We start from the raw sequence: 25,257 nt of genomic DNA, 5'->3' as shown, positions 1-25,257 counted from the left end.
CAAATTAACCCAATAACAAAGCAACAATGGTCAACGAAGGGCCGAGAAACCACTCAATGTGGTGAGTAGGTTCTCTGGTGGTGGCCGTGCCTGAGTTCAGGTGATCTGAAAATCCGACTTTTTCAACAGAATCGGCCGTTTTCTGCCTGTCGCGACGGGTGAAAAACGATACAAAGCTGCCATTCCTGTCAAACGCACATCGCCCGATGGAATGAATTACTGACCTGATTGCACACGCTATATAGCTTCGAGAAGCTGGCCGTCGAAGTATTCGGTTACATCACGTTCCTGCTCTTTCATGCGACGGGTTGCTTCTAGACATCTCCGGTCTCACCGAAACGGCTATTGATCGTTCAGGTCATCCCGTAACACGGGACCTCGACAAATGCTGAAGCCGTTTACCCTTTATGCAGTACTAGTTCTGGGTAATGGCCTTTCACCGATCATGGTTAGTATTGGCGGTTACTCGACACTTGAGCACAGGAAGGGTTCGGTCAGTCGGTCGACCCTTCGCTCTTCGAGCTGCCCGGCCAAGAGGATCTCGTTTGCAAGGGGATAATGCCGTAACAGCTGACGGGCCTGACGGCGAATGGATTCTGAAAGCGCAGAATCTGCTGCAAGCTCCACTAAAAATTCTCGAGTCTGGATGAACGCTCGTGTGCGCTCGCTCGGCATCGTCATGGTGTCCTCCTTTCACGAACCGTGCACGGTCTAGCCGCGCTGAGCCTGATTCGTGCCGAAAAAGTTTTTTGTACCATCAACCACTCAAAGCGTACACCCAAAACTAGATAGCACATCGTCACAATCATTCGGATCCGCCTTGGATTGTCGTGATCACCCCCTCTCTCTTCCTCGGCGTACCGTCGATCGCGCCTCTGTGTGCCAAAAACGCCCTGGGGTTTGAGAATCTTGCTTTCTCAAACCTGTTAAATCGCTCATTTCAAGCGCCAATCAGTCATCTTGTACAGCTGTAATAACATAGGCCGTAACTCAGTACGAAATCGTCTCCACATAGTCATTTTGACCCGCCAGGTTCGCGCCGCCAGTCACCAAAGGCTTCACCGGCGTCTACATAACGCAGGGCGCTGTGCACATCGCGCCAGCCGACATATTCCATCAAGGCTTTGGGGCTCCATTGATTGCGTGTGGCCCAGGTGGCAAAACCGCGGCGCAGCGAATGGCCGCTGTAGCGCTCGCCTGTGACGCCTGCACGCGTCAGAGCCCGGCGCACCACCCGTGCCACGCTGTATGGGTGTAGGGCCTCGCTGGACAGATGGCCCCAGCGGTCGATGCTGCAAAATACCGGTCCTTCCTGCAGTTGACTGAGGCTAAGCCACTCCTCATACGCCTGCACCGGGCACAGGCGTTTCAACGCCGGCACACTGACAGTACGACCCTGATGCTCACGGTCGGTTTTGCAACTGGAGAGAAATAGGGTCAGCCCTTCGCCGGGTACGAGTTGATTAGTTTCAATGCGCAGACGGCACAAATCGTCGCTGCGAAAGGCGCGCCAAAAGCCCAGCAACAACAAGGCCCGGTCGCGGCTGGCGCGCAGACGCACGACCTGCTCCACCGACGCTGCCTCGACTTGTAACGTGGCCACGCACTGCTCCAGCTCGCGCAGTTGCAACGGTTCGGCCTGCCGCACCTGCCGCGGGTGCAGCGCCTGAATGCCGCGCAACACGTCCCGTACCTGCGGCGCTTTGGTTGGGTCGACAAAGCCGTGGTTCAGATGCCAACGCGCCAGGGCTGCCAAGTTACCGCGCAAGGTGCTGATCGACAGGGCGTCAGCGTGCTCGGCGAGGTAACGCACAATGCTGTCACTTGAGGCTGGGAGAAATCCACCCCAACCCACCTCATAATGCGCCACGGCCTGCTGGTAGCGGCGCGTAGTGCTTTCCCGGCGCGCCGCCTGCAGATACCGCTCCGCGGCAGTGGTCATCCCCTACCCTCCTCGCCCTGAGGGCTCGTTCCAGTGCGGAATAAACAGACTGTCGTCCTGATCATTAACCAGGCAAGTCAAATGGCATGCGTCATACTGCATAAGATCCGGGAATCCTACAGGAGCTCCTGACATGGCCCGTGGCGGTATCAACAAAGCCCTGGTGCACGCTGCACGTGACGCCTTGATCGGCCGTGGACTGCATCCAAGCATAGATCTGGTCCGCGTTGAGCTGGGTAATACCGGTTCAAAGAGTACGATCCAGCGCTACCTGAAAGAACTTAGCGGCAGCCTGGCCGCCAACCACGCGTCGCCGCCCACCCTCAGTGAAAAACTGAGTACCTTCGTGAGCAGTCTAGCCGAGCAACTGAAGCAGGAGGCGCGAGAAGCCGTAGCCGACGAACAAAAGCAGCTTGAGCGGCAGCAGGCCAGCTATGCGCAGGAACGCGCTCAGCTACGCGAGCGGTTGGAGCAATCGCTAACCAGCGTCACCCACCTGACTGGCGAATTGGAACAGCAGCGGCTGTGCGAACGTATGCTGCGCGAACAGCTACAAGACAGTGAGGGTGAACGCCAGCAATTGCGACAGTTAGTGGCGGGCCAGCAACAGATCCTCGAAGAACGGGCTCAGCAGCTGCAATCACTGGAGGACAAACATCAGCATGCTCGGGAGGGACTTGAGCACTATCGACAGGAACAACTGAGCCAGCGCGGGCAAGAGCTGCGTCGACACGACGAGCAGACCAATCAGTTACGTCAGGAACTGCGGTCCTTGCAGAACGTGCAACTGGCTAAACAGGAAGAGCTGGTCCAGGTGTATCGCGAGCAGGAACGCTTGCTCAATGAGCATCGGGCACTGCAGGCGGAGTTGCGTCAACAAACCCAGACCCTACGCAGCACCCAGCAGGCCCACGACGCCTTGGCTACACAGCTGCAACTATTGAAGACTGAGCATACCGTATTACGAGAGCGGTTCAATCCGTACTTGCTGCGCCATCGCGAACATCGTCAGCAGTTGCGCGAGCAAGCACGGCAAATTGAGACACTGCAAACGCTTTTGCGTCAAATGACTCCGACTGCCTAGGCGGTGTTTGGCCAGTAAGCTGTCTCCGCATCGTCAGGCAGATAGCGCAACATTGTCGAGTCAGCCCCGGCGTCAATCAATCAGCTTAATTAAAGTTTCACTGTGTTTTGTGAGAGTTGAGCGCACACGCTGCAAAATCCCTCGCGGACAATCGTTTGGGCCTTGATCCAATCGCGAAGTAATTAACTGAAGATCTGCCATTACATGCCAGAGCATCGTCACACCAAAGGCGTCCCATTCATGTAACCAGTTTTTTCTTTCCAGAATGCCCCACAACAGTTTGTGTCGCTCCAATGCTTCGTTGAAGGCTTGCAGGTTCATCGGCCAGCGGTCCACTTTACCAAGCTGGCCGAGAAGATAGAGCTCATGCAACCGTCTATAGAGTTCTGAGCTACAGGCACAGCACGGCGTCGTCAAACACACGAGCTTTACATAACAGGAAAAATTCTTGCGCAGCCATAACCGGTGGATCAGGTATTGCATATCGCGCGTGCGCAACAGCGCAACCAGGTAAGCCAGCCGTGTCCAATCGGGGCAACCGCAAAGGGCCTCCATACCCTTTTCGCTGAAAGGAAAAAGCGGCAAGCCGTTCATACGCACCCGCTGAATGAACATGTCTGCCGTATCGGAGTCCTCCCAGGCAAGTACCGTCCATAGCGGATTGTCCTCAACGACCCTCAATGCGGGAAAGTCTTTCTTCAGGTCACGGCGCCATGGGTCGCGTGGCCAGGCTCCTTTCAATAGATCAAACCACTTGCTGTTGGGTTTGGATCGGGCCGATAGATAGGGATGTCGCGCTCGCCACCAGCGATCACACCACATGGCAAAGTCACGGTTCGACTCATATCCAGCGATGGAAAAAAGCGTATAGCCAAAGACCATCGCCTTGAGTTTCTGGATCTCACGAAGAAATGGATGGCGCATGTCACACCCTCCGACATTCCACTGGACGAGTTAAGTCCAGCTTAATTTAGTGACCTAAAACTCCCGAGTCCCCACACGCCCGGAGCGTTTACTGAAAGCATGCACAAACTTTTTCCCTCACGAAGTGCGATTCTAGAGCCATCTTAAGAATAGTTTATGACCTTCAAGCCGAACCCAATTTTTCGGTAAAAAAGCTCAATATATATCGGACTTACCACCGACCTTATTAGGTAATAACTACATTTCTACAATATATAACGATGAGCTCTAAGGCTCGTAGGAATGGCTGATTCGTAACCTTCAGGAAAACAACCGTCCTCCTCACGTATACGGGAGTGCCTGCAATGAACACGATCCATGATTTTCACCTTTGTGATCACACCATCCTTGGCGAGGGCGTGATCACTAGCGACACGCAGTTGCTGCGTTTCAAGAACAACAAAGCCTCCGCTGACCTTTCTGTGGCAATTCATACTGCTTCTAGAAATAGACTGAGCCGGAAGCTGGCGTTCCGTTCAGTGACCTCTCCACCTTTGCTACGGGCTTTCCACACTTTGAGCATCATCGAAAGGCATTTTGGCAATCGCGGCCCCAGCTACATCTTGGACGCCGGGCTGGAGATTAGGATAATCGGTGATCCGCTGAAACGTTACGGTGTGGATGTGCAATTCCGCAACTCAATGCATTACCTGCAGAAGGTACATGTTGAACGGTTTTTTAGAGAAATGAATCGATCTGAAGTAGAAGAGTTAAAGACAAGCAATACGGACCGGTCTGCGAGAGTTTCTTCGACTTTAGCTTCGCTACGTAAGCTACTCACGTACTGGTTTCAGTTCTTTCACAATCGCACCTCGTTACATCAGCCCGCCGCCAAGACATTCAATCGTCAAGTAAGCCCGCTCTCCCCTCGTAACCGGAACCGAGAATGGCTTAATAACCTTCATCTCCAAGATTGTAAACGCGCCCATCGGCAGAACGATCCGCAGCGAGGCAGGAGTTTGAAAGATGATCATTACATCCGGTGAAATGAAACTCGAAGACGGACCGGCACAGCGATCCCTTCCATGGCGTCGCCAAAAATTCATCATAGACGTTCTATCGCTGAAAATGGCCGCTCGATGGAGTGCGAGGCGGTGCTGGAGTCCGTCTACTGCATCTGGTTGGAACACGACCCTCAGGTCGAGAAGCACTACACACCGGGAGACGGATATGACTAATAGGGACGACAAAAGCAGTACTTGCTGCGACGTCTACGGGCCTCAGCAGCAATTGCATACGGTGTTATATGGATCGCACATCGGGCGACGAAGATGGCAACGACTACAAGTCATGCTGATGACAGTCGCGCTCACCTCTGATCCTGTTGAACAAGAACACCTTCCCGTCCCGGCCAATGATGCTACATGAAGTTCGAAACAAGCATGGTGATAAGCACCGGCAGAGTATGCACTTTACCTGGCACACAGCAATGGTCGGCGTACTGGAGCTGACTCTACTCGATCGCATCACGGCACGCCCAAGGAATGTGCTGCGGGACGCAGTTGCGACGGTTGTACCTTTATCTGCCGAGAGCATGAGTAGGCCCTCTTATTTAAGTTTAAAAAGTCGTCACCTGAGCTTCGATAGGTTTTCTGTCATGGAAACACGCCATGACCCGCAACGTCGGGACGCAACACCCCATTAGCCGGGACCTGCCGCGCACGGTTGTACCAGAAGCGAAGGCAGCCACTCTCGATGGAGGTACGCGATGGACCACCAAACAGCGCTGCACAGGCCAGCCGTCAATGCCGCCTTCGGCAAGCACCTGTTGTTCTTCCCTTCTCGCAAAATCCATGGACAAGTCGTCTGCCACAGTACGCTTGAAGCTGACTACTGTATTCATCTGGAGTACGACCCGGCGGTCGTCCGATATTGCAGCCAGCCCGGAGAGCTGGAGCTGCGTATTGATGGGCGGTTGCATCGCTACCATCCCGACTTTCTGGTGGAGACCTCGGAGGAGCATTACTACACCGAGGTCAAAGTCGACTTCTCGCAAATGTCCAAGCTGTGGAAGGCTAAGCTGCGCGCCGCCCAGCAGCAGCTGAGCGAAACCAACAGTTACCTGGCACGGGCCGATCTCGCCAGCATCCGCCCGCCGTCGCGCTTAAGAAATCTGAAATTTTTGTATTTCCACTCCTTCAACGTGAGCGCCGATGAGTATGGCGGCTGCCTGCGGCTGTTACCGACCCTGTCCTACCCGGTGACCCTGCGGGAGCTGCTCGCTCATCCCTCCGAGGTTCGCGAACGGGCACTCTACAAAGCGTTGTTTGATCGGCAGCTGAGTTTTGATCTGAACCAACGCTTGACCATAAACACGCCCATTGTGGGAGGCGGCCATGCACATCAGTGAACCTAAAGTCGGCGCGCAATACAAACTCGACAGCCAGGTCTACGAGATCATCAGCATTAACGCTGGATACATCGCCATGTGCTCGTTGATTCACAAGTACCGGCGCTTTCTCGATCACAACTTGTTTGCCTCCTTGGAACAACGCGGCCAGTTGGTACTGCATCAACGCGCAGCTATCGACATCAGTCCGGCGGCGCAGCTGACGTCCCTGACCGGTGCCCAGCGGAGCAAGTTTCAACACCGCCTGGCCTACGTCCAGGCGAACTTGCAGCAACTGGGTGGCAGGCTACCGCGCATCGCAGCGAAGGCCATGATTCGCCAAGTCGCGGCGAAAATTGGCGATGAACACCCACCGGGCGTCACCACCTTATGGCAGTGGAAACAACGCTACCTACGCAGCAACCATAACCCGCTGGCGCTGCTAAGGAAGCCGTTGCGCGCGCGTCGAAAACGGATGGCCGAAACCACCGAGGAGCTCATTCGGCATTACATCAAGACGGTGTACCTCCGGCGTGAGCGGCCGTCGCTTATGCACGCCTACAAACTGCTCAGAGGGCACATTGCCAAGGAAAACCAAGAGCGCCATCACTTCGATGCGCCCCCCATCAGCATGCCGTCATACGCTACCTTCCGGCGCCGGGTGTTGTGCATGGACCGCTACTATGTCGCGCGAGAGCGTGAAGGGGCCAAAGCCGCTAAACGGCTAAACAAGTTCAGCGGTCACCTGTATGTTGACGATGATCCCTACGCCTGCACCCTGTTCGACAGCCAGGAAATGGACGTAATACTCGTAGACTCCACCGGCGACCCCGCCGGTCGCCCCATCTTGTCTGCGCATTTAGTCCCCGCCGATCGGGAGTGTTCCGGCTGGGATATTGCCTTCGGGGCACCCTGCGCGGAGAAGATGATGCGCGCCACCATCCGTGCCATCGTCAAAAACGGCAAAATGGCCGGAATCGTGACGGACCGTGGTTCGGAGGTTCTCAACACCTGGGCCATTACTACGTTCGAGTCGTTGGGCATCGACCCCGATTACGTGCCCGTCGGTGATCCCGACGCCAAAGCTATAATGGAGCGTTTTTTCGGCACGGTGAACACCGGCTTTTGTCACAACCTGCCGGGCACCACCAAAAGCTCACCACGCGAGCGCGGTGACTACCCATCGATATTGCGCGCCTGCCTTACCTTGGAGCAGTTTCGTAACGCCTTTGCCCAGTGGCTGGACGCTTACCATGCCACCCGCCACGACGAACTGCACACCAGTCCTGCGGAGAAAAAAGCGCAGCTTAGCGCCCTCGCCCCGCCGGCCGAGCGGTACAGCGAAGAGGAGTTAAACCAGCGATGCCTGAGCGTCTGGCGGCTGAGGATCGACGGCGGCCGTGTGACGAAGTCGCATTTGACCTGGTTTGGCCCTGGACTACCCGAAGTTCGCCAACGGCTCGCACCCAAGCAACAAGCCCTTGTTTATTTCAACCCCTGTGACCTGGGAACCGTTTGGGTCGCGCACCCAAATACGCCACAGGATTGGCACCCAGCCATTGCAACCCGGCCTGACTACCAGAATGGCCTGTCCCTCAGCGAGCATGAACTCGTGGTGGAACAACTCAACGCTGAAAAGCGCCGATTCGATGGCGATATTGCATGCATCAAACTGTACGCGCTCAACGAATACATCGAAGCCTGCAAACAATCACACAAGGGTAAAGCGACTGCCAAACATTCCAAGGCCCACCCCGAATGCATAGCGCAGGAAGACAGCTCGGTGCTGCCCGGGCCGGAGTCGTTAGACAGCAGCGACTTCTCGACCTATTCACTCAGGTCAGGAGACGATGATGATTTCGAATAATGAGCTGAAGCTCAAGCAGTTCAAGGGCTTCACGGTGATCCATTCGCTGTACAGCGAGGCGCTGGACACACTCCACCGTTCAATCAAGGCGACGCGCATCCTGGGAGCGGACAGCGGGGCAATATTACTGGGCCTTTCAGGCACGGGAAAAACTCGCCTATGTAGCCACCTCATGTCAGAGTTCCCTGCTGCCAGCAGCATCAAGCTAGAGGACGGTATCCACGAAATAAAGCCAGTCATTTACTGTCGCGTGCCTCGGGACGCAACGGTCAAAGCCCTCACGACCCGGTTGCTGAGGGAATTCTGCGTGCTCCCCCCGCGGCAATCCCAAGAGGCCTTGGAATATCAGCTCTTTAAAGTGCTTGAAAGTTGCCAAACCGAACTTCTCGTGCTTGATGAGTGGCCGCACCTGTTCCGAAGCGGTTCGGATACTGCCATCAATAACGCAGCGAATTTCGTAAAGATCCTGACCGATGTATTCAAACAAGCAGTCCTTCTGATCGGAGACCCCGATTGTGAAGCGATCATCAACCAGCGCGCTGCTTTATCGGATCGCTTTCCCTACCGTGCACGCCTACGACCGTTCTCATTGGCTACCCCGGAAGGCTGGAACGAGTACACGCGCGTACTTCGTGCCTTTGCCACTGAGCTCAAAACCACAATGGGCTTCAACGATATACCCCCGGTGACCGATGAAAAAATGGTTCTTGCGTTCTACCTGCAGACGGAGGGGAATTTTAGAGCCTTGGCAAACACATTGTGTGCGGCGTTGGCGAATGCGCTGCAGCGCGACGATCGCCTATTGCTGCTTTCGGACTTTGTCATCGCCGCTAAGCAGGTGAAAACGTCGAAACTGGTCACCTTGAATCCCTTCGAGATGTCCACCAGCGCCTTAAAAAAAAGCCTCGCCGACGCCGCGAAGCGGAAAGAAAAGAAGAAGGAAAATGCACGATGAACAAGCTCGTCTTTTTCCCCCTACCCAAACCTAGGGAAAGTGTCATTTCTCTGCTATTTCGCTGCGCAACCGGCAATGGATTTCAGACGCTGCGCGTTTTCTCTGCGTGGACACATCTCAAGCTGCGCAATTTCGTCAATCCCCAATGTAAAGACTCCTCCGTCTGCAAGTTGCTCAGCAATCACTCTTTACTCGAACCAGATGAGAAGGCGGACCTTCTAAACAGCTTCCACCACCCCGTTCTGTATGGAACGCGCACCCATGTCGAAATTGCCGGAGTCGCCTTTCCCCAGGCAGTACTAAGAGACCGCTTGGCACTGTGTCCCGGGTGCGCCCGTGATGGGTTCCTAGACCGTCTGCATGCCTTTCGTTTTTCTGACACTTGTCCGGTACACGGCGAACGGTATCTCGAGCACTGCCCCCAATGCAGGGAACCAATCGACTGGCTTCGGTTACACGACTATCACTGTCCATGCACATTTGACTTACGGCAAGCTCCTTTGAACTTGTCGAGCAAACGCTCGAGCGAGTTACTCAGCCGCGCTTTGGACGAAGGAAACCAGGAATTTTTCCAGTTGTTGTTAGCCAGTATTCAAGCTGTGCGTTTCGGCCGCGCCCCCGAATCTTGTTCACAACTCATAGCGAGCTGCGTCAATATTGCGACCGGCAATAAGGCAGCTTTTTTTCTTGAAATGGAAAAGTTGCAAGGGCAGCTCCCGAGCCTGCACCGGCGGGCGCTTTTGGCGCCTTTTCTCTTGAGTCCGGACCCCACGTTGAGCAGGTTCGCTCAAGAGTACTTTTACAATACCTGCCAGTCCAAACCCTACAGCCATGCCGCAGACTGCCGCTGCGGAGAATTGAGATTCAGCGCCCGCGAACTCAACTTCATTTTCACCTCGGGGGAACGTGCCGCGTTGCTGCGAAGTGATCACCGTTGCATTCGCTCCCCACATCTGGATCCCACCGTGAGGCAACGGGCTTACCAATGCCCCGACCTCTGCAGATCATTATATACATTCCCGCATATCCAGTGGGAAACGGTGGATGAGCCGCCTGTACCACAACTCGAATTTGAGTTAATGAGCCACCAGAACGCTGCGGAAATACTTCAAACCACACCCCAAACCATTCGACGCCTTATTAGTACTGGGCTATTGAAAGGCTTCAAGTTCAACACTCCCGTCGGGCTCGCTACTACATTAGAATCAATCAAAGCCTTTAATGACAAGTACGTTTTGAGAGAGGAGATTGCGAGAAGAAGCGGATTAAAAAACGCCAAAAAATTGCGTAACCTGCTTTACGGCCTAGTGCACATTGTTGTACGTACAACACTCTATGCCCGCGGTTTGTTGGTATATCAACGCAAGCACCTTTCGGAAGAGCTACGCAGCCTCTTGGATAGGCAGGCGGTTTCTATCATCAAGGCAACGGGAGATTTCGGCGACCATGTGACTTTTGGGGAGGCGGCGAGACAACTAAACGTCGACGTCAAGGATGTTAGAGCCCTTCGTAACTTGGGAATACTGGAATTTGTAGTTGTACCGCCGAAGCAAATACGAAATAGCGCAGGCAGGCCATATTGCACCACCAAAAGCCTGCGGGAGGCAATCGCTTGGCGTACAGGATATGTCTCGGTTCAGGAAGTGAAGGCAGCAACTGGATGCGATACCCATTTGATACACTCGCAATTCATCAAGACCGGGTTTGTCCCAAGCGTATCGTTGTACAACACTTACGTTACTGTCGAAGCGGCCACAATTATCGACAGACATTTTAAGAAGTACACCACACTGAACCTTCTTTCTTCGACGAAGCACGTATCGGTAACCGTCATTTCAGAACTACTGGAGCTTGGGAAAATCCAGCCATTGGCAGCCGACCACCCGGACTATATTAGTGGCGTAGCAGTGGTCGAAAGAGAAGAGGGAGATAATGCGATCGCTAACTACATACGCGAACGACCTGTGAGGCTTTACCGGACCTACAGTTCTGGGATCCTTTAAACGTTGGATCTTACGAAAGCTTAACAGTTAACGCAGTGGGTTAACTATCCCATAATACAGCGTGCTTCCCTTCTGGCCGATGGAGAGATTTTGCTGCAGGCCAGACAGAGTAGGTTCTTTTTCAACAGAATTGGCCGACAGTCGTCCGTGGACACGAGTTCTATGCTACTAGTCGTAATGATAGCTATACGCGGTACTGCGTTGGGCAGCGCTTCGGTCGACGGAGAACCTACGGTGAATGCTTGCTCCGGTTGCGTAATGGGAGGTAGCGATGAAAATTACCGGAAGGGTCGAACTGGTGGCCGTCACTGACGTCCTTTGTGATGTTTGCCAATGCTCCACACGAGTGAGAAGTGACGGGCGTCAGTTTGCAACGCTTCGAGCACATTGGGGTTATGACAGCACCCACGATGGGGAGCGCTATGAGCTGCACCTATGTGAAGATTGCATCTTACAAACAGTGGCGTACCTCAAGCTGGAGCGGCGAACTCAATATTTGTTCAACGAGGATATTCATACCGCTAGAATCGACGGTAGCCTCGGCCTGGACATCAAGGACGATTATTTCGGTGCTCCGGCGATTAATAGATAATTACCTCGATTATGAAAGCTCAAAAACACTTGACCTGACGAAGTACGGCAAGTAGGTGACTTGGCCAGCCGTTTACGCTGAAAAAGAGACTCCCTGAGCAGGGCTAGAAAAAGCAGCGAAGACCCAAGCCTGGTCGACAAGATCACTGGAGGCGAGCCATTGATGGCGCTTGAGATGCAGACGTTACGCCGCTACCACGATACGCAAAAAAAGCAGCCTGCAGAGGTGGATAGGCTACGTCTCGAAGCAACGGTGTTGCTTGCATCTGTTTATGAATATCAACACCAAACCCTCGGTGGGCGTAAACCTCAGTTGCATTGAACGAAATCCCTGTACGGCAAAAACAGCAATCCTGCCTGCACATCACAATCGATGGTGGTTTATGGCCCGCCTTGCCCTACACTCCCGCAGCCCTTTTCGAGACGCCGTCCTGCAGCTTCAGTGACGTTTCGCGAATCGACATAATTGAGAAACACCGCTCTGAAAACATACTGGGACACCGGTAACATAAACCCCTGAAGTGCCAACCTTTGGGGTTATGCTTTTATTTCACCGGCTATTGTCTTAAATGCGGCTCAGCTCTTCAAGCAGCACCTTGTAAACGCGCGGAATCTACCATCCGCGGCATTACCTTTGCCTGCAAACTCGATCAACATCCCCCCGGAATCAAGTGCCTGCCTGCTTGTCTAGGACATGGCAATCGCCGATCATCGCCTTGATCTTAGTTGATGCATTGTCACTGTCGATGGCGGCAATGTCGGCAATGTCGGCAATGTCGGCAATGTCGGCATCACCGATCATCAAAACGGTTTTGGTGATTAGGTTGGGAACTCGTAGATCATTCGCTGGGTAAGGATCATGTCGGAGATGAGGTCGAGTTCCACGCCACTCGTTTGTGCCCTGGTCGCAGGTTTAGCCCGGCCAGCATGTCTATCCAACTATTGCACTCAGATTTCCAGCGACCGCCGTAATAGGTGCTCTGCTCGTACTTGCGGATACCATTGATCGTGAACTTGAGATCGAGATCGACGCTGCGCCATGGCGCACCTCCCTCCACATGCCCGAACAACTGGGTCCGGTAGGGATAAGCCTCGCATAGGCACTTTTTCTACAGGGCCTAATTCGTACTTCAGTGACCTACGCGGCTAAAATTCCTATTTCAACGACAAAAAAATCTCGGCGCTAAAGAAAAATCCTCTCTAACCCCTTATATTACCGTACCCTTAATTCAATTTTCAGAGCAATTCCACGACCCTGCACACGGCCGTTGACTGTTTTCCCATGCGCAAACTTCTGTACCTGACTTTCTCCATGGCGTTACTCGCCGCCCTGACAACCTACGCCATGTGGGCCGCAGACCGCCCGGTGGGTCATTACCTGTCGGACCTGCGGATCGACCTAGCCGTCGATCAGGGCCAGCCCGCCGACCGGGGTAACCTGCTGGGCATCCAGCCCGAGCTGTTTCCCACCGATTATCAAAGTCCCGAGCGCCTGCATCGCAAGCTCGCCGCTTATCTGCAAAAGGCCCGGGAGCAAGGTTTGCTGAACGAGAAAACTATCGTCGTGCTGCCGGAGCATGTCGGCACCTGGCTGATGGTCAGCGGTGAAAAAGACGAGTTGTACCAAGCCACCACACTCAAGGAAGCCATGAACTGGCTGGCCGTGAGCAATCCGCTGAAGTTCGTCCGTGCACTGATCGGCGCCGAAGGCGGCAGCCGTCTGGACGACGCGCACTTGCGGATGAAAGCCAAAGGCATGGCCAAGGACTACCAGGCGCTGTTCGGCGGGTTGGCGAAAGAATTCGACGTGACACTGGTGGCCGGCACCATCGTCCTTCCCGAACCGAGCATCATCGACGGCACGCTGAAAATCGGCCGCGGCGCGTTATACAACAGCAGCGTGGTATTCGGCCGCGACGGTTTGCCCATCGGTCAACCACAGCGCCAAATGCACCCGGTCTTTGAGCAACAGGACTTCATCAAGGCCAACGGCGAGCGCACGCTCAACGTCGTCGATACCCCGGCCGGGCGCTTGGGCGTGCTGATCGGCAGCGACAGCTGGTACCCGGACAACTACCGCAAACTCGACGCTGAACAGGCGCGACTGGTCGCCGTCCCCGCTTTCGTTATCGGCCGCGGCACCTGGGATCAACCGTGGCGCGGCTACACGGGCTCGTCAACACCCGGTTCCGTCAGCCTCAAGCCCGGAGAGCTGAGCGAAGGCCAGGCCTGGCACCGCCTGACCCTCACCACCCAAGCCCCTTCAAGCCAGGCCATCGCCGGTATGAGCGTGTTTTTGCGCGGTCAGTTCTGGGATCAACCCAGCGCCGGGCAAAGTTTCCTCAGCAGTAACGGCCAGCACTTCGCCGATGGCAATGCCCGCGGTGCACGCCTCCTGAACCTCTGGTTGTAAACCATGAAACCGCTGCCGATGCGTCTTGGCGATTTGTCGGTGGGCTTCGTCCATAGCCTGGCCGATGCCGTGCGCAGCCACGGCTCAGACCCGCAACCGCTACTCGAACAATACGGCCTGGACGCGGCCCGGCTGAGTGAAGCCGGTGCCCGTCTTTCGATCCCGCGCTACATGCGCCTGGGTCATGGTGCCATTCAGTTGACCGGCAACCCGGCACTCGGCCTGCGCATGGGTTTGCACAGCCGTCTGAGTCAAGCCGGGCTGGCCGGGGTTACCGCCGCTCAAGCGCCGACGGTACGCGAGGCGGCGCGCTGCCTGATTCGATTCGAAGCCCTGTATGGCTCCAACTATCGCGGGCAATCGAGCTTTCATGAGGATGCCCAAGGGGCTTGGCTGCGGTTCTACTCCATCAGCCCTTACAACGGCTACAACCGCTTCGTGGTGGATTCGATCATCGCCGGCTGGTTACAGCAATTGTCCAGCGTGAGCCCTGCCGCGCTGAAGGCCGAACGCATCGAGATTGAATTCGAAGAACCGGACTACAGCACCGCCTACCACGTGCTGGGCGACTGCCCGGTACTGTTCGGCGCCGAACACAATCAATTGCGCCTGAGCCTGGCCAGCCTCGCCCAGCGCAACCCGGAGCACTGCCCGAGCACCTGGCGTCACTTGTTGAGTTTGTGTGAACGGGAACTGGAGCAACTGACACGCACCCGCAGCCTGCGTGAACGCATCACACAGTTACTGGGGCCGTTGCTCAATGGTGGTCGGGAGCCCGACCTGGAAGAAGTGGCGGCACGCCTGAAGCTGCCTACCTGGACTTTGCGCCGCAAACTCGCTGAGGAAGGCACGCAATTTCGCGCCATTCTCAACGACACGCGCCGCGACCTGGCCATGACCTACATTCGCGATACCGAACTGGCGTTCGGAGAAATCGCCTACCTGCTGGGTTTCGCATCTGCCGAAGCGTTTCAACGCGCTTTCAAACGCTGGACCGGCCAGACACCCGGCGAGTTTCGCCGCAGTCATCGACAATCAGCGTGAAGCGTTAATCCTCAACGGTTACAGCTCGGTAGCGTCTTCAGCCGGTTCCAGCGGGTCCAGTTCAAATGCCTGGTACTCGAGCAACTCTTCTTGATAATCGTCCATTTTTGAATCCCCCACAGCCTGTTGAATAAACGTCTGATGCAGTGATCAGCGACTCTGAGGTTAAGGCGCCCGTGTGAAAGAAAAATGACGCGGGCACGACACTTCGTCGCTACTGAATAAAACGTAGCAGGGCGTCAGGAATTTATCAGCGATTTTTATGATTCAGGCCGCAGAACAGCGGCCTGGGTTGATGCGGGTCAATGTTTGCAAATATTACTGACCCGTCAAGGCATGGCTTGAATCGGCTCACTTGGTGCAGGTATGTCGCTGGGGTTGGCCGGCGGCGTGATGGTTTCCGTCGCTGGGGCAGGTTCCGACACTGGCGCTGTGGTGAACGGTGCGGCCTCAGGTGGCGGTGCGACCGGCTCAGAGGCGGCAGGCGACACTTCGGCAGGCTTTGCCGCATCTGTTGCAGGTGCCGGTGCTGCGCCAGCCTCAGGGGCCAATGGTGCCGGTGCAGCCTTGGGCTCAGGGACGCCGAGATCGGTTTTCGGTTTCTCGGTGATGTGCGCCGCTTCCTTCACTTCTTTGGGCAGGAACAGTTCGACCAGGGCGAAGAAACGCTCGTAGAACTTGGCTGAGGTAACGGTTTCGCTCGCGACCTTGACCATCGAGTCGTCCGACGAACCGATCGGCATCGACACCGAACCCAGCACACCGACACCCAGGCTGGCAGAGTTGTTGGTTTTCTTCAGGGCGTACTGGTCTTGCAAAGCGTTGGCGAACACGGTGGCGTGATGCCCAGCGCTGCCGTCTTCGGCACAGACCACACTGAAACTGATTTCCATGTGGGTCTCGCCAGTCTGCTGGAAGCTCTTGTGGCCGCTAACCAGTTTCGGATCACTGCTGGTGATGATGTAGCCCTGACTGAGCAAAGCCCGACGAGCGGCCTCGCAAGACGCCGAATCAGTCACCGGATAATTACGGGAAAACGTACCGGAATCGTCGAAGTTCTCATGCTCATAGATGGCGGTTTTCTTCGACGAACAACCGGCAGCAGCGGCCAGCAACAAAGCCAGCCCGACAACCCGCATGGGAAATGATTTAAACATTGAACATCCTGAGAGAAACGGTTCGGGGCGTATTGTGCAACAGATCGATGCTTAGCGGCGCAACGATTGTGTCTTAAAACAGTTACAGCTGTGTTGACTGCAATATTTGGCAAAAGTCCCACGCGGATGTCATTGCACCTGTAACAAAAAACCCCGGCCTTTGGGGCCGGGGTTCTTGTGACACTCAACTCAGTCGGACATCAGAAACGCTTGATGTCCGCTTCGCTTTCCAGCTGCTTGCGATAAGCGGCGAAGTCTTGCTGACCTACGCGCGACGCGAGGAAGCGACGGTATTGAGCCTTCTCTTCTTCAGTCGGCGTTGCGGCTTCGTTCACACCATTGAGGCGCACGATCACCAGGCTACCATCCGCCAGGGTCACGCTGCTGAACGTCGGCTTGTCTTTGCCTGCTGGCTTGGGCATGCGGAACAGCGCTTGCAGCACAGTCGGGTCTACACCTTCCTGAGCGCGGGTCGCCGCTTCGGTGACTTTCCAGTTCTGACCGTCAATCGCCTTGTCCAGCGGCGTCTTGCCATCGCGCAGGCTGGCAATCAACTCTTCAGCCTTTGTCTTGGCAGCAGCACTGGCGTGCTCCTTGGCCAATTGCACACGAATGGCCGCAGATACTTTCTCCAGCGGCAGTTGCGCAGGCTTGAGGTGTTCCTTGGCACGCAGGACGATCACGGTTTCCGGATCAAGCTCAATCGCGGTGCTGTTGGCACCCTCATCCAGCACTTCCGGGCTGAATGCCGCTGTGATCACGGCACGGTTGGCCGCGATGCCTTCGCCACCTTCACGGCCGAATGGCGCGGAGGTGTGAACGGTCAACTTCAAGTCCTGGGCTGGCTGAGCCAGATCGGATGCTTCAAACGAAGCGTCTTCCAGTTGCTTGGTTGCCTCGACGAAACGCTGCTCAACCTGTGCAGCCTTCAGCTCACGGGTCAGCTTGTCTTTCAGGCTGGCGAGTGTCGGCACTTCAGGCGCTTCCACGCCCAACAGCTTGATCAGGTGGAAACCGAAATCGGTACGAACCGGCTCGGAAACCTGATCCTTATTCAGCGAATACAGCGCTTTTTCGAACGCTGGATCGTAGACGCCAGGACCGGCATAACCCAGGTCACCGCCGTTGTTCGCCGACCCCGGATCCTGAGAGAACTCCTTGGCCAGGGCTTCGAACTTCTCACCCTTGTTCAGGCGTGCCTGGATCTCGTCGATCTTGGTCTTGGCCTGTGCTTCGGTGGTCTTGTCGTTCACTTCGATCAGAATGTGCGCAGCCCGGCGTTGCTCGGCCAGGTTGGCGATTTCTTTCTGATACGCCGCTTGCAGGTCTTCGTCCTTGACGCTGACCTGATCAAAGAAGGAAGCCTTCTTCAACTCCAGGTAATCGATGACCACCTGATCCGGCGTCATGAATTCCTTGGCGTGTTCGTCGTAGTAGGCTTTGACTTCATCATCAGTCAGCTTCACCGAAGTCGGGTCAGCCTTGATGTTCAGGGAGGCGAAGTCGCGGGTCTGCTTTTCCAGACGGGCGAAAGCCAGTACCTGTGCATCGGTGACGAAACCGCTGCCCGCCAGACCGGCGCGCAACTGACCAATCAGCATTTCCTGAGCCAGCATCTGGCGGAATTGCATACGGCTGTAGCCCAGTTGGCGAATGACCTGATCGAAACGCTCAGGACTGAACTTGCCATCCACCTGGAATTCAGGGGTTTGCAGGATGACCTGGTCCAGAGCCGCTTCGGAGAAAGCGAATTTGGAGTTCTGTGCGCCTTGCAGCAGCAACTTGCGATCGATCAGGCCTTTGAGAGCCGATTCGCGCAGCATTTTTTCGTCGAGCAAGGAAGCATCGAAATCCTTGCCCAGCTGTTGCATGAGTTGACGGCGTTGCATATCGACCGCCTGGCTCAGCTCGTTCTGGCTGATTTCTTCGCCATTGACCTTCGCCGCGTCATTTTTGTGCGTCGTGGCCTGAAAAATCGCGTCGAAACCGGTCAAAGCCATCAGTGCAACGATGACCCCGATAATGGTCTTGGCAATCCAGCCTTGTGAATTGTCCCTGATATTCTGCAGCATGCGTCCCCCATAAACGGTTGAACTTCAAAATTAGGCAACCGTGGAGCGTGGGTAGAATCCGGATAGAAGAAAGGCGCATCCGAGGATGCGCCTTCTCGTAACTGACGGAGCGGACCGATGACTCGAACTTGCGAGCCTCGGTGTCTCGGACCGGCGACCTGCCGACTGGACTACCGCTCCGCTGCCAGGTCAGGTATGACCCCGACCCGGATAGGCAAAAACCTGAATCGAACTTAGTTGACAGCTTCTTTCAGCGCTTTACCGGCTTTGAAACCTGGTTTTTTAGCTGCTGCGATTTCCAGTGTCTTACCGGTCTGTGGGTTACGACCGATGCGAGCTGGACGATCAGTGACGGAGAAAGTACCGAAACCAACCAGAACAACAGAGTCGCCAGCCTTGAGAGCGCCAGTGACGGATTCGATTACAGCGTCCAGCGCACGGCCAGCAGCAGCTTTCGGGATATCAGCGGATGCAGCGATAGCATCAATCAGTTCCGACTTGTTCACTCTAAGTCCCCTTATATCTATTTGAGTTTGATTCTAAGTTTTTTTGGTGAAAGCAAAAACGAGTGCTGAATGGCCTACAGACACTTAAGAGCCGCTTTATAACAAGGGCTCTAAAAAGCTGTCAAGGAAGCCCCCCAGGCAAATACGTACTAATGCGTGCTAATTCTTTCCTTAGAATCGGACTCGCGTTTTTCATCCTTCGCGACAATCTCCGGAGCTACATCCGGCAAGGGCTCCGGCGCGTATTGCAGCGCAATTTGCAGGACCTCGTCAATCCATTTAACCGGTTTAATCTGTAGATCCTGCTTGATATTGTCAGGAATTTCCTTCAAATCGCGAACATTCTCTTCAGGAATGATCACGGTCTTGATTCCGCCACGGTGAGCAGCGAGCAGTTTTTCTTTCAAACCACCGATTGCCAGCACCTGACCACGCAAGGTGATTTCACCCGTCATGGCCACATCCGCACGCACCGGAATCCCGGTCAATGCCGACACCAGTGCCGTGCACATGCCTACACCGGCGCTAGGGCCGTCTTTCGGCGTTGCCCCTTCCGGCATGTGGATGTGCGTGTCACGCTTCTCGTGGAAGTCCAGGGGAATCCCCAGGCTCTTCGCACGGCTGCGCACAACGGTCAGGGCTGCGGTGATCGATTCGACCATCACGTCCCCCAGGGAACCGGTCTTGATCAACTGGCCTTTACCCGGTACGACAGCGGCTTCGATGGTCAGCAATTCGCCGCCCACTTGCGTCCACGCCAGCCCGGTCACCTGACCGATCTGATCCTGCTGCTCTGCCAGGCCGTAGCGGAATTTACGCACGCCCAGGTAGTGTTCCAGATCGTCCGCAGTGACCTTCACCGAGAAACGTTTTTCCAGTGCATGCTCTTTGACCGCCTTGCGGCAGACCTTGGCAATCTGGCGCTCCAGCCCACGCACACCGGCTTCGCGAGTGTAGTAGCGAATGATGTCGCGGATCGCTTCTTCGTCGAATTCGAGCTCGCCTTTCTTCAAACCGTTGGCAGTGATCTGCTTCGGCGAAAGATACTTCACGGCGATATTGATCTTCTCGTCTTCGGTGTAGCCAGGCAGGCGAATCACTTCCATCCGGTCCAGCAACGCCGGCGGAATGTTCATGGAGTTCGAGGTGCACAGGAACATCACATCGGACAGGTCGTAGTCGACTTCCAGATAGTGATCGTTGAAGTTGTGGTTCTGTTCCGGATCGAGCACTTCAAGCAATGCCGAGGCCGGATCGCCACGCATGTCGCTGCCCATTTTGTCGATTTCATCGAGCAGGAACAATGGGTTGCGAACACCGACTTTCGTCATCTTTTGAATCAATCTTCCTGGCATCGAACCGATGTACGTCCGGCGATGACCACGAATTTCCGCTTCATCACGTACACCGCCCAAGGCCATGCGTACGAATTTGCGGTTGGTGGCGTGTGCAATCGACTCCGCCAGCGAGGTTTTACCCACACCCGGAGGACCGACCAGGCACAACACCGGGCCACGAATTTTCTTCACGCGTTTTTGCACGGCGAGGTATTCGAGAATCCGCTCTTTGACTTCTTCCAGACCATAGTGGTCGGCATCCAGAATGTCTTCTGCACGCGCCAGATCCAGTCGCACTTTGCTCTGGGCCTTCCAAGGCACCTGAACCAGCCAGTCGATGTACGAACGCACCACGGTCGCTTCCGCGGACATTGGCGACATTTGCTTGAGCTTGTTCAGTTCGGCCGTCGCCTTGGCGAGCGCGTCTTTCGGCAGGCCGGCGGCGTCGATACGCTTTTTCAGCTCTTCGACTTCGTTGTGCCCTTCGTCGCTGTCGCCGAGCTCTTTCTGAATGGCCTTCATCTGCTCATTCAGGTAGTACTCGCGCTGACTGCGCTCCATTTGCTTTTTGACGCGACCGCGAATGCGTTTTTCGACTTGCAGCAGATCGATCTCGGCATCCAGCAGCGCCAGAACGTGTTCGACCCGGGCCGACAAATCGATGATTTCGAGGATTTCCTGCTTCTGCTCGATTTTCAGCGCCATGTGCGCGGCCATGGTGTCGACCAGGCGCCCAGGCTCATCGATGCTGTTAAGCGAAGACAGGACTTCAGCCGGGACTTTCTTGCCCAGCTGTACATATTGTTCGAACTGCGACAGCAGGCTGCGGACAAACACTTCCGACTCGCGCTCTGGCGCATCAACTTCGTCGATCAACGAGACTTCGGCACGGCAATGGCCGTCCACTTCGCTGAAGCGCTCCACGGCGCCCCGCTGCTCGCCTTCGACCAGAACCTTGACCGTGCCATCAGGCAGCTTGAGCAGCTGCAGGACGGTAGCAATCGTACCCACGCGATAAAGCGCGTCTTCACCGGGATCGTCGTCAGCAGGGTTTCTCTGAGCCAGCAGAAGGATCTGCTTGTCGCCCGTCATCGCTGCCTCGAGAGCCTCGATGGATTTCTCGCGCCCCACGAACAGCGGGATAACCATGTGCGGATACACAACGACATCACGCAATGGCAGGAGAGGCAATTCGATGGTTGTCTTCATGATTTCGCCTCTACGGCGGCCATATGGCCGGAAACAGATGGAAGTAAGCTTGAAACCAAGATGGGGGCAGCCTTCAAAAAAAACAAGCACAAAGACTGTGTAAAAACCTGGAAAAAGCAAAGGGGCCCGAAGGCCCCTTCTTTCTACCGACTGCGTGACGCTTAAGCGTCTGGCGCGGCCTTGGCAGCAGGCTCACTGTTTTCGTAGATATACAGTGGCTTGGACTTGCCTTCTATAACGCTTTCATCGATCACTACTTTACTCACCTCAGACTGCGAGGGGATTTCATACATAGTGTCGAGCAACACACCTTCGAGAATCGAGCGCAACCCACGAGCGCCGGTCTTGCGTTCCAGCGCGCGCTTGGCAACCGACTTGAGCGCGTCGGTACGGAACTCCAGGTCTACACCTTCCATCTCGAACAGCTTGGCGTATTGCTTGGTCAGGGCATTTTTCGGCTCGGTAAGGATCTGCATCAGAGCAGCCTCATCAAGCTCGTCCAGCGTAGCCAGGACCGGCAGACGGCCAACGAATTCCGGGATCAGACCGAACTTGACCAGATCGTCAGGCTCGACTTCACGCAGGGATTCACCGACTTTCTTGCCTTCTTCCTTGCTGCGCACTTCCGCGTTGAAACCGATGCCGCCCTTGGTGGAACGGTTTTGAATAACCTTTTCCAGACCAGAGAACGCACCACCGCAGATGAACAGGATGTTACGGGTGTCGACCTGCAGGAATTCCTGCTGCGGATGCTTGCGACCACCTTGTGGCGGAACGGAAGCGACCGTGCCTTCGATCAACTTGAGCAGGGCCTGCTGCACGCCTTCACCGGAAACATCCCGGGTGATGGACGGGTTGTCAGACTTGCGCGAAATCTTGTCGATTTCATCGATGTAGACGATGCCCATCTGGGCCTTTTCCACGTCGTAATCGCACTTCTGCAACAGCTTCTGAATGATGTTCTCGACATCTTCACCCACGTAACCCGCCTCGGTGAGGGTGGTTGCGTCGGCGATGGTGAACGGAACGTTCAGCAAGCGGGCCAGTGTTTCGGCAAGCAGGGTTTTACCCGAGCCTGTCGGGCCGATCAGCAAGATGTTGCTCTTGCCGAGTTCGACGTCGTCATTCTTTTTGTCACGCTGGTTCAGGCGCTTGTAGTGGTTGTACACCGCTACGGCCAGAACCTTTTTCGCACGTTCCTGACCGATTACATACTGATCAAGGATGCCGCTGATTTCTTTAGGCGAAGGCAATTTATGCGCGCTGCTCTCTGCCTGTGCTTCCTGCACCTCCTCGCGGATGATGTCATTGCACAGGTCAACGCACTCGTCGCAGATAAAGACCGAGGGGCCGGCAATCAATTTGCGCACTTCATGCTGGCTTTTGCCACAGAAGGAGCAATAGAGCAGCTTGCCGTTGTCCTCGCCGTTGCGGGTGTCAGTCATTCGTTCGATCCAAATCCGATAGGCTTGCAACACAAGATGAAGGCTATTGCGGGCTTTTTCAAGCCCGCCGGTGATCGGACGTGCCGACCCACCTTATTTTGAGCTGCTTATTTTAAGCGGGGCGCTGGTTGATCACTTCATCGATCAGCCCGTATTCACGCGCGGCTTCTGCACTCATGAAATTGTCGCGATTGGTGTCGCGCTCGATTTCTTCAAGGGTGCGCCCGCTGTGCTTGGCCATCAACGAGTTGAGACGCTCACGAATGAAGAGGATTTCCTTGGCATGGATTTCGATATCCGAAGCCTGGCCCTGGAAACCGCCCAGTGGCTGGTGAATCATTACACGCGAGTTAGGCAGGCAGAAACGCTTGCCAGGAGCACCAGCCGTCAGCAGGAAAGCGCCCATGCTGCACGCCTGACCGATACAGGTGGTCGACACGTTGGGTTTGATGAACTGCATGGTGTCGTAGATCGACATGCCAGCCGTTACCGAACCGCCCGGGGAGTTGATATAGAGATGGATGTCCTTGTCCGGGTTTTCCGCTTCAAGGAACAGCAGTTGCGCACAGATCAGGTTGGCCATGTAGTCCTCTACCGGACCAACCAGAAAGATCACTCGCTCCTTGAGGAGACGCGAGTAGATGTCGTAGGCGCGCTCGCCACGAGCGGACTGCTCGACAACCATCGGGACCAGGCCGCCTGCGGCCTGGATATCAGAGTTCTGCTGAATATACGAATTACGGAACATGCTCTGCAGTCACTCCCAAATAGTTATGTCTTGAATACGCATAAGCCAGCTCGAGAGCTGGCTTATGGTGTGTGCTTCTTACCGCAAAAACGATCAGTCGGCTTGTGGAGCTTCTACCGGCTTGACTGCTTCTTCGTAAGAGACCGATTTGTCGGTCACGCTAGCTTTCTGCAGAACAGTATCCACAACTTGCTCTTCCAGCACAACCGAGCGAACTTCGTTCAGTTGCTGGTCGTTCTTGTAGTACCAGGACACAACCTGCTCAGGCTCTTGGTAAGCCGAAGCCATTTCCTGAATCATCTCGCGAACGCGGGTTTCGTCAGGCTTGAGGTCGAATTGCTTAACCACTTCAGCCACGATCAGACCCAGCACTACACGGCGCTTGGCTTGCTCTTCGAACAGTTCGGCCGGCAGTTGGTCAGGCTTGATGTTGCCACCGAACTGCTGAACAGCCTGCACGCGCAGACGGTCAACTTCGTTGGACAGCAGAGCCTTAGGCACTTCGATCGGGTTGGTGGCCAGCAGACCGTCCATTACCTGATTCTTGACCTTGGATTTGATCGCCTGGCGCAGTTCACGCTCCATGTTCTTGCGAACTTCGGTGCGGAAGCCTTCCAGACCGGTTTCCTTGATGCCGAATTGAGCGAAGAATTCTTCGGTCAGCTCTGGCAGTTTTGGCTCGGAAACGGTGTTTACAGTAACGGTGAACTCGGCGGTTTTGCCAGCCAGGTCCAGGTTCTGATAGTCCTCTGGGAAGGTCAGGTTCAGAACGCGCTCTTCGCCGGCCTTAGCACCAACCAGACCGTCTTCGAAACCAGGGATCATGCGGCCGGAACCCAGAACCAGCTGAGTACCTTTGGCGGAACCGCCAGCGAACACTTCACCGTCGACCTTGCCAACGAAATCGATGTTCAGCTGGTCTTCGTTCTGGGCAGCGCGATCGGCCACTTCGAAACGGGTGTTCTGCTTGCGCAGGATGTCCAGCATCTTGTCCAGATCGGCATCAGTCACGTCAGCGCTCAGGCGCTCTACGGTGATACCTTCGAAACCGGCAACGGTGAACTCAGGGAACACTTCGAATACGGCTACGTATTCCAGGTCCTTGCCTGCTTCCAGGGATTTTGGCTCGATCGAAGGCGAACCAGCCGGGTTCAGCTTTTGCTCGACAACAGCTTCGTAGAAGGAAGACTGGATTACGTCGCCTACCGCTTCCTGGCGAGCTTCAGCGCCGAAACGACGCTTGATTTCGCTCATTGGCACTTTGCCTGGACGGAAGCCAGCAATCTTGGCCTTTTGGGCAGTCTGCTGCAGACGCTTGTTGACCTGAGTCTCGATGCGCTCAGCCGGCACGGTGATGCTCATGCGGCGCTCAAGAGCAGAAGTATTTTCAACAGAAACTTGCATGGATATTCCTCGTTGCACAGACGTTAGCCGGCCGTTTCCGACCCCAGAATCAAGGGCATGCATTCTAGTGGGTCAAACTCAAGAAGTCACCCCACTGAAAACGGGTAAAAAAGCAGCAGGCAATTTATAGGTGCGAATGCACGAATGCACTTCGCCCCAGTGGCAAATACAGCCAATCACGCCAAGGC

General features: G+C 55.3%; 21 protein-coding genes and 1 tRNA gene. 10 read left to right on the top strand and 12 right to left on the bottom strand.

The window, feature by feature from the left end; translation table 11 throughout:
- Positions 1–462 precede the first annotated feature (462 nt).
- Both KVG88_RS13680 and KVG88_RS13675 read right to left on the bottom strand, forming a co-directional pair.
- The gene (locus KVG88_RS13680) at positions 463–681 is read right to left on the bottom strand and encodes a BPSL0761 family protein (protein ID WP_217871736.1); all 219 of its coding nucleotides are present in this window, start codon (positions 679–681) and stop codon (positions 463–465) included.
- 334 nt (positions 682–1,015) lie between these two features.
- Positions 1,016–1,942, bottom strand: a complete 927-nt coding sequence (locus KVG88_RS13675) for a site-specific integrase (RefSeq protein ID WP_217871735.1) — start codon at positions 1,940–1,942, stop codon at positions 1,016–1,018.
- 133 nt (positions 1,943–2,075) lie between these two features.
- Here KVG88_RS13675 and KVG88_RS13670 point away from each other — a divergent pair, with 133 nt between their 5' ends.
- The gene (locus KVG88_RS13670) at positions 2,076–3,026 is read left to right on the top strand and encodes a DNA-binding protein (protein ID WP_217871734.1); all 951 of its coding nucleotides are present in this window, start codon (positions 2,076–2,078) and stop codon (positions 3,024–3,026) included.
- A 72-nt stretch (positions 3,027–3,098) separates the two neighbouring features.
- On the opposite strand, the gene KVG88_RS13665 is transcribed toward KVG88_RS13670, so the two are convergent.
- Positions 3,099–3,950, bottom strand: coding sequence for a hypothetical protein (locus KVG88_RS13665; RefSeq protein ID WP_217871733.1), 852 nt, complete (start codon positions 3,948–3,950; stop codon positions 3,099–3,101).
- 344 nt (positions 3,951–4,294) lie between these two features.
- Here KVG88_RS13665 and KVG88_RS13660 point away from each other — a divergent pair, with 344 nt between their 5' ends.
- The 7 genes from KVG88_RS13660 to KVG88_RS13630 all read left to right on the top strand — a co-directional run bounded on the left by KVG88_RS13660 (position 4,295) and on the right by KVG88_RS13630 (position 12,056).
- Entirely contained in the window at positions 4,295–4,975 is a 681-nt protein-coding gene (locus tag KVG88_RS13660; protein ID WP_217871732.1) for a hypothetical protein, read from the top strand.
- Between the two features lie 722 nt (positions 4,976–5,697).
- Positions 5,698–6,339 (top strand): hypothetical protein, encoded by a 642-nt coding sequence (locus KVG88_RS13655; protein WP_217871731.1) that lies wholly within the window; start codon positions 5,698–5,700, stop codon positions 6,337–6,339.
- A complete protein-coding gene (locus KVG88_RS13650; protein WP_217871730.1) occupies positions 6,326–8,185 on the top strand; it encodes a TnsB C-terminal domain-containing protein in 1,860 nt (619 codons plus the stop codon). The genes KVG88_RS13655 and KVG88_RS13650 overlap by 14 nt, the downstream gene beginning before the upstream one ends.
- On the top strand, positions 8,172–9,140 hold the full coding sequence (locus KVG88_RS13645; RefSeq protein WP_217871729.1) for a TniB family NTP-binding protein: 969 nt from the start codon (positions 8,172–8,174) through the stop codon (positions 9,138–9,140). Before KVG88_RS13650 ends, KVG88_RS13645 begins: the two co-directional genes overlap by 14 nt.
- Complete coding sequence (locus KVG88_RS13640) at positions 9,137–11,143, top strand: TniQ family protein (RefSeq protein WP_217871728.1); 2,007 nt, start codon at positions 9,137–9,139, stop codon at positions 11,141–11,143. Before KVG88_RS13645 ends, KVG88_RS13640 begins: the two co-directional genes overlap by 4 nt.
- Positions 11,144–11,414: 271 nt before the next feature.
- Complete coding sequence (locus tag KVG88_RS13635) at positions 11,415–11,735, top strand: hypothetical protein (RefSeq protein WP_217871727.1); 321 nt, start codon at positions 11,415–11,417, stop codon at positions 11,733–11,735.
- A gap of 162 nt (positions 11,736–11,897) precedes the next feature.
- Positions 11,898–12,056 carry a hypothetical protein gene (locus KVG88_RS13630; protein WP_225933977.1) on the top strand — a complete coding sequence of 53 codons (159 nt, stop codon included), beginning with the start codon at positions 11,898–11,900 and terminating at the stop codon, positions 12,054–12,056.
- A 345-nt stretch (positions 12,057–12,401) separates the two neighbouring features.
- On the opposite strand, the gene KVG88_RS31345 is transcribed toward KVG88_RS13630, so the two are convergent.
- The gene (locus tag KVG88_RS31345; RefSeq protein ID WP_437179943.1) at positions 12,402–12,536 is read right to left on the bottom strand and encodes a hypothetical protein; all 135 of its coding nucleotides are present in this window, start codon (positions 12,534–12,536) and stop codon (positions 12,402–12,404) included.
- Positions 12,537–13,016: 480 nt separating this feature from the next.
- Between KVG88_RS31345 and KVG88_RS13625 the strand changes: the two genes are divergently transcribed.
- The gene (locus tag KVG88_RS13625) at positions 13,017–14,147 is read left to right on the top strand and encodes a nitrilase-related carbon-nitrogen hydrolase (protein ID WP_217871726.1); all 1,131 of its coding nucleotides are present in this window, start codon (positions 13,017–13,019) and stop codon (positions 14,145–14,147) included.
- 3 nt (positions 14,148–14,150) lie between these two features.
- A complete protein-coding gene (locus KVG88_RS13620) occupies positions 14,151–15,191 on the top strand; it encodes an AraC family transcriptional regulator (RefSeq protein ID WP_217871725.1) in 1,041 nt (346 codons plus the stop codon).
- A 329-nt stretch (positions 15,192–15,520) separates the two neighbouring features.
- Here KVG88_RS13620 and KVG88_RS13615 read toward each other — a convergent pair whose 3' ends face one another.
- The 8 genes from KVG88_RS13615 to tig form a co-directional block, all read right to left on the bottom strand.
- Positions 15,521–16,348, bottom strand: coding sequence for a DUF2242 domain-containing protein (locus KVG88_RS13615; RefSeq protein WP_217871724.1), 828 nt, complete (start codon positions 16,346–16,348; stop codon positions 15,521–15,523).
- Positions 16,349–16,548: 200 nt separating this feature from the next.
- Complete coding sequence (locus KVG88_RS13610) at positions 16,549–18,420, bottom strand: SurA N-terminal domain-containing protein (RefSeq protein WP_150701225.1); 1,872 nt, start codon at positions 18,418–18,420, stop codon at positions 16,549–16,551.
- Positions 18,421–18,525: 105 nt separating this feature from the next.
- Positions 18,526–18,600, bottom strand: a tRNA-Leu gene (locus KVG88_RS13605).
- Between the two features lie 53 nt (positions 18,601–18,653).
- Positions 18,654–18,926, bottom strand: a complete 273-nt coding sequence (locus KVG88_RS13600) for an HU family DNA-binding protein (protein ID WP_002552737.1) — start codon at positions 18,924–18,926, stop codon at positions 18,654–18,656.
- Between the two features lie 149 nt (positions 18,927–19,075).
- Positions 19,076–21,472, bottom strand: a complete 2,397-nt coding sequence (gene lon, locus KVG88_RS13595; protein WP_150701224.1) for an endopeptidase La — start codon at positions 21,470–21,472, stop codon at positions 19,076–19,078.
- A gap of 161 nt (positions 21,473–21,633) precedes the next feature.
- A complete protein-coding gene (clpX, locus tag KVG88_RS13590) occupies positions 21,634–22,917 on the bottom strand; it encodes an ATP-dependent Clp protease ATP-binding subunit ClpX (protein WP_046032565.1) in 1,284 nt (427 codons plus the stop codon).
- A 112-nt stretch (positions 22,918–23,029) separates the two neighbouring features.
- Positions 23,030–23,665 (bottom strand): ATP-dependent Clp endopeptidase proteolytic subunit ClpP, encoded by a 636-nt coding sequence (gene clpP / locus KVG88_RS13585; protein WP_150701223.1) that lies wholly within the window; start codon positions 23,663–23,665, stop codon positions 23,030–23,032.
- 93 nt (positions 23,666–23,758) lie between these two features.
- Complete coding sequence (gene tig, locus KVG88_RS13580; RefSeq protein WP_150701222.1) at positions 23,759–25,069, bottom strand: trigger factor; 1,311 nt, start codon at positions 25,067–25,069, stop codon at positions 23,759–23,761.
- Positions 25,070–25,257: the final 188 nt, after the last annotated feature.

Source organism: Pseudomonas azerbaijanoccidentalis (assembly GCF_019145495.1).
In the GTDB taxonomy this organism is placed as follows: Bacteria; Pseudomonadota; Gammaproteobacteria; order Pseudomonadales; family Pseudomonadaceae; genus Aquipseudomonas; species Aquipseudomonas azerbaijanoccidentalis.
The sequence above is the reverse complement of the archived record's forward strand: the minus strand, read 5'-3'. Positions and strand labels throughout refer to the sequence as shown.

Bases quoted from the DNA above. Each gene is read 5' to 3' on its own strand.
- KVG88_RS13680 (WP_217871736.1), bottom strand. From the start codon at position 681: ATGACGATGCCGAGCGAGCGCACACGAGCGTTCATCCAGACTCGAGAA.
- KVG88_RS13675 (WP_217871735.1), bottom strand. From the start codon at position 1,942: ATGACCACTGCCGCGGAGCGGTATCTGCAGGCGGCGCGCCGGGAAAGC.
- KVG88_RS13670 (WP_217871734.1), top strand. From the start codon at position 2,076: ATGGCCCGTGGCGGTATCAACAAAGCCCTGGTGCACGCTGCACGTGAC.
- KVG88_RS13665 (WP_217871733.1), bottom strand. From the start codon at position 3,950: ATGCGCCATCCATTTCTTCGTGAGATCCAGAAACTCAAGGCGATGGTC.
- KVG88_RS13660 (WP_217871732.1), top strand. From the start codon at position 4,295: ATGAACACGATCCATGATTTTCACCTTTGTGATCACACCATCCTTGGC.
- KVG88_RS13655 (WP_217871731.1), top strand. From the start codon at position 5,698: ATGGACCACCAAACAGCGCTGCACAGGCCAGCCGTCAATGCCGCCTTC.
- KVG88_RS13650 (WP_217871730.1), top strand. From the start codon at position 6,326: ATGCACATCAGTGAACCTAAAGTCGGCGCGCAATACAAACTCGACAGC.
- KVG88_RS13645 (WP_217871729.1), top strand. From the start codon at position 8,172: ATGATTTCGAATAATGAGCTGAAGCTCAAGCAGTTCAAGGGCTTCACG.
- KVG88_RS13640 (WP_217871728.1), top strand. From the start codon at position 9,137: ATGAACAAGCTCGTCTTTTTCCCCCTACCCAAACCTAGGGAAAGTGTC.
- KVG88_RS13635 (WP_217871727.1), top strand. From the start codon at position 11,415: ATGAAAATTACCGGAAGGGTCGAACTGGTGGCCGTCACTGACGTCCTT.
- KVG88_RS13630 (WP_225933977.1), top strand. From the start codon at position 11,898: ATGGCGCTTGAGATGCAGACGTTACGCCGCTACCACGATACGCAAAAA.
- KVG88_RS31345 (WP_437179943.1), bottom strand. From the start codon at position 12,536: ATGATCGGTGATGCCGACATTGCCGACATTGCCGACATTGCCGACATT.
- KVG88_RS13625 (WP_217871726.1), top strand. From the start codon at position 13,017: ATGCGCAAACTTCTGTACCTGACTTTCTCCATGGCGTTACTCGCCGCC.
- KVG88_RS13620 (WP_217871725.1), top strand. From the start codon at position 14,151: ATGAAACCGCTGCCGATGCGTCTTGGCGATTTGTCGGTGGGCTTCGTC.
- KVG88_RS13615 (WP_217871724.1), bottom strand. From the start codon at position 16,348: ATGTTTAAATCATTTCCCATGCGGGTTGTCGGGCTGGCTTTGTTGCTG.
- KVG88_RS13610 (WP_150701225.1), bottom strand. From the start codon at position 18,420: ATGCTGCAGAATATCAGGGACAATTCACAAGGCTGGATTGCCAAGACC.
- lon (WP_150701224.1), bottom strand. From the start codon at position 21,472: ATGAAGACAACCATCGAATTGCCTCTCCTGCCATTGCGTGATGTCGTT.
- clpX (WP_046032565.1), bottom strand. From the start codon at position 22,917: ATGACTGACACCCGCAACGGCGAGGACAACGGCAAGCTGCTCTATTGC.
- clpP (WP_150701223.1), bottom strand. From the start codon at position 23,665: ATGTTCCGTAATTCGTATATTCAGCAGAACTCTGATATCCAGGCCGCA.
- tig (WP_150701222.1), bottom strand. From the start codon at position 25,069: ATGCAAGTTTCTGTTGAAAATACTTCTGCTCTTGAGCGCCGCATGAGC.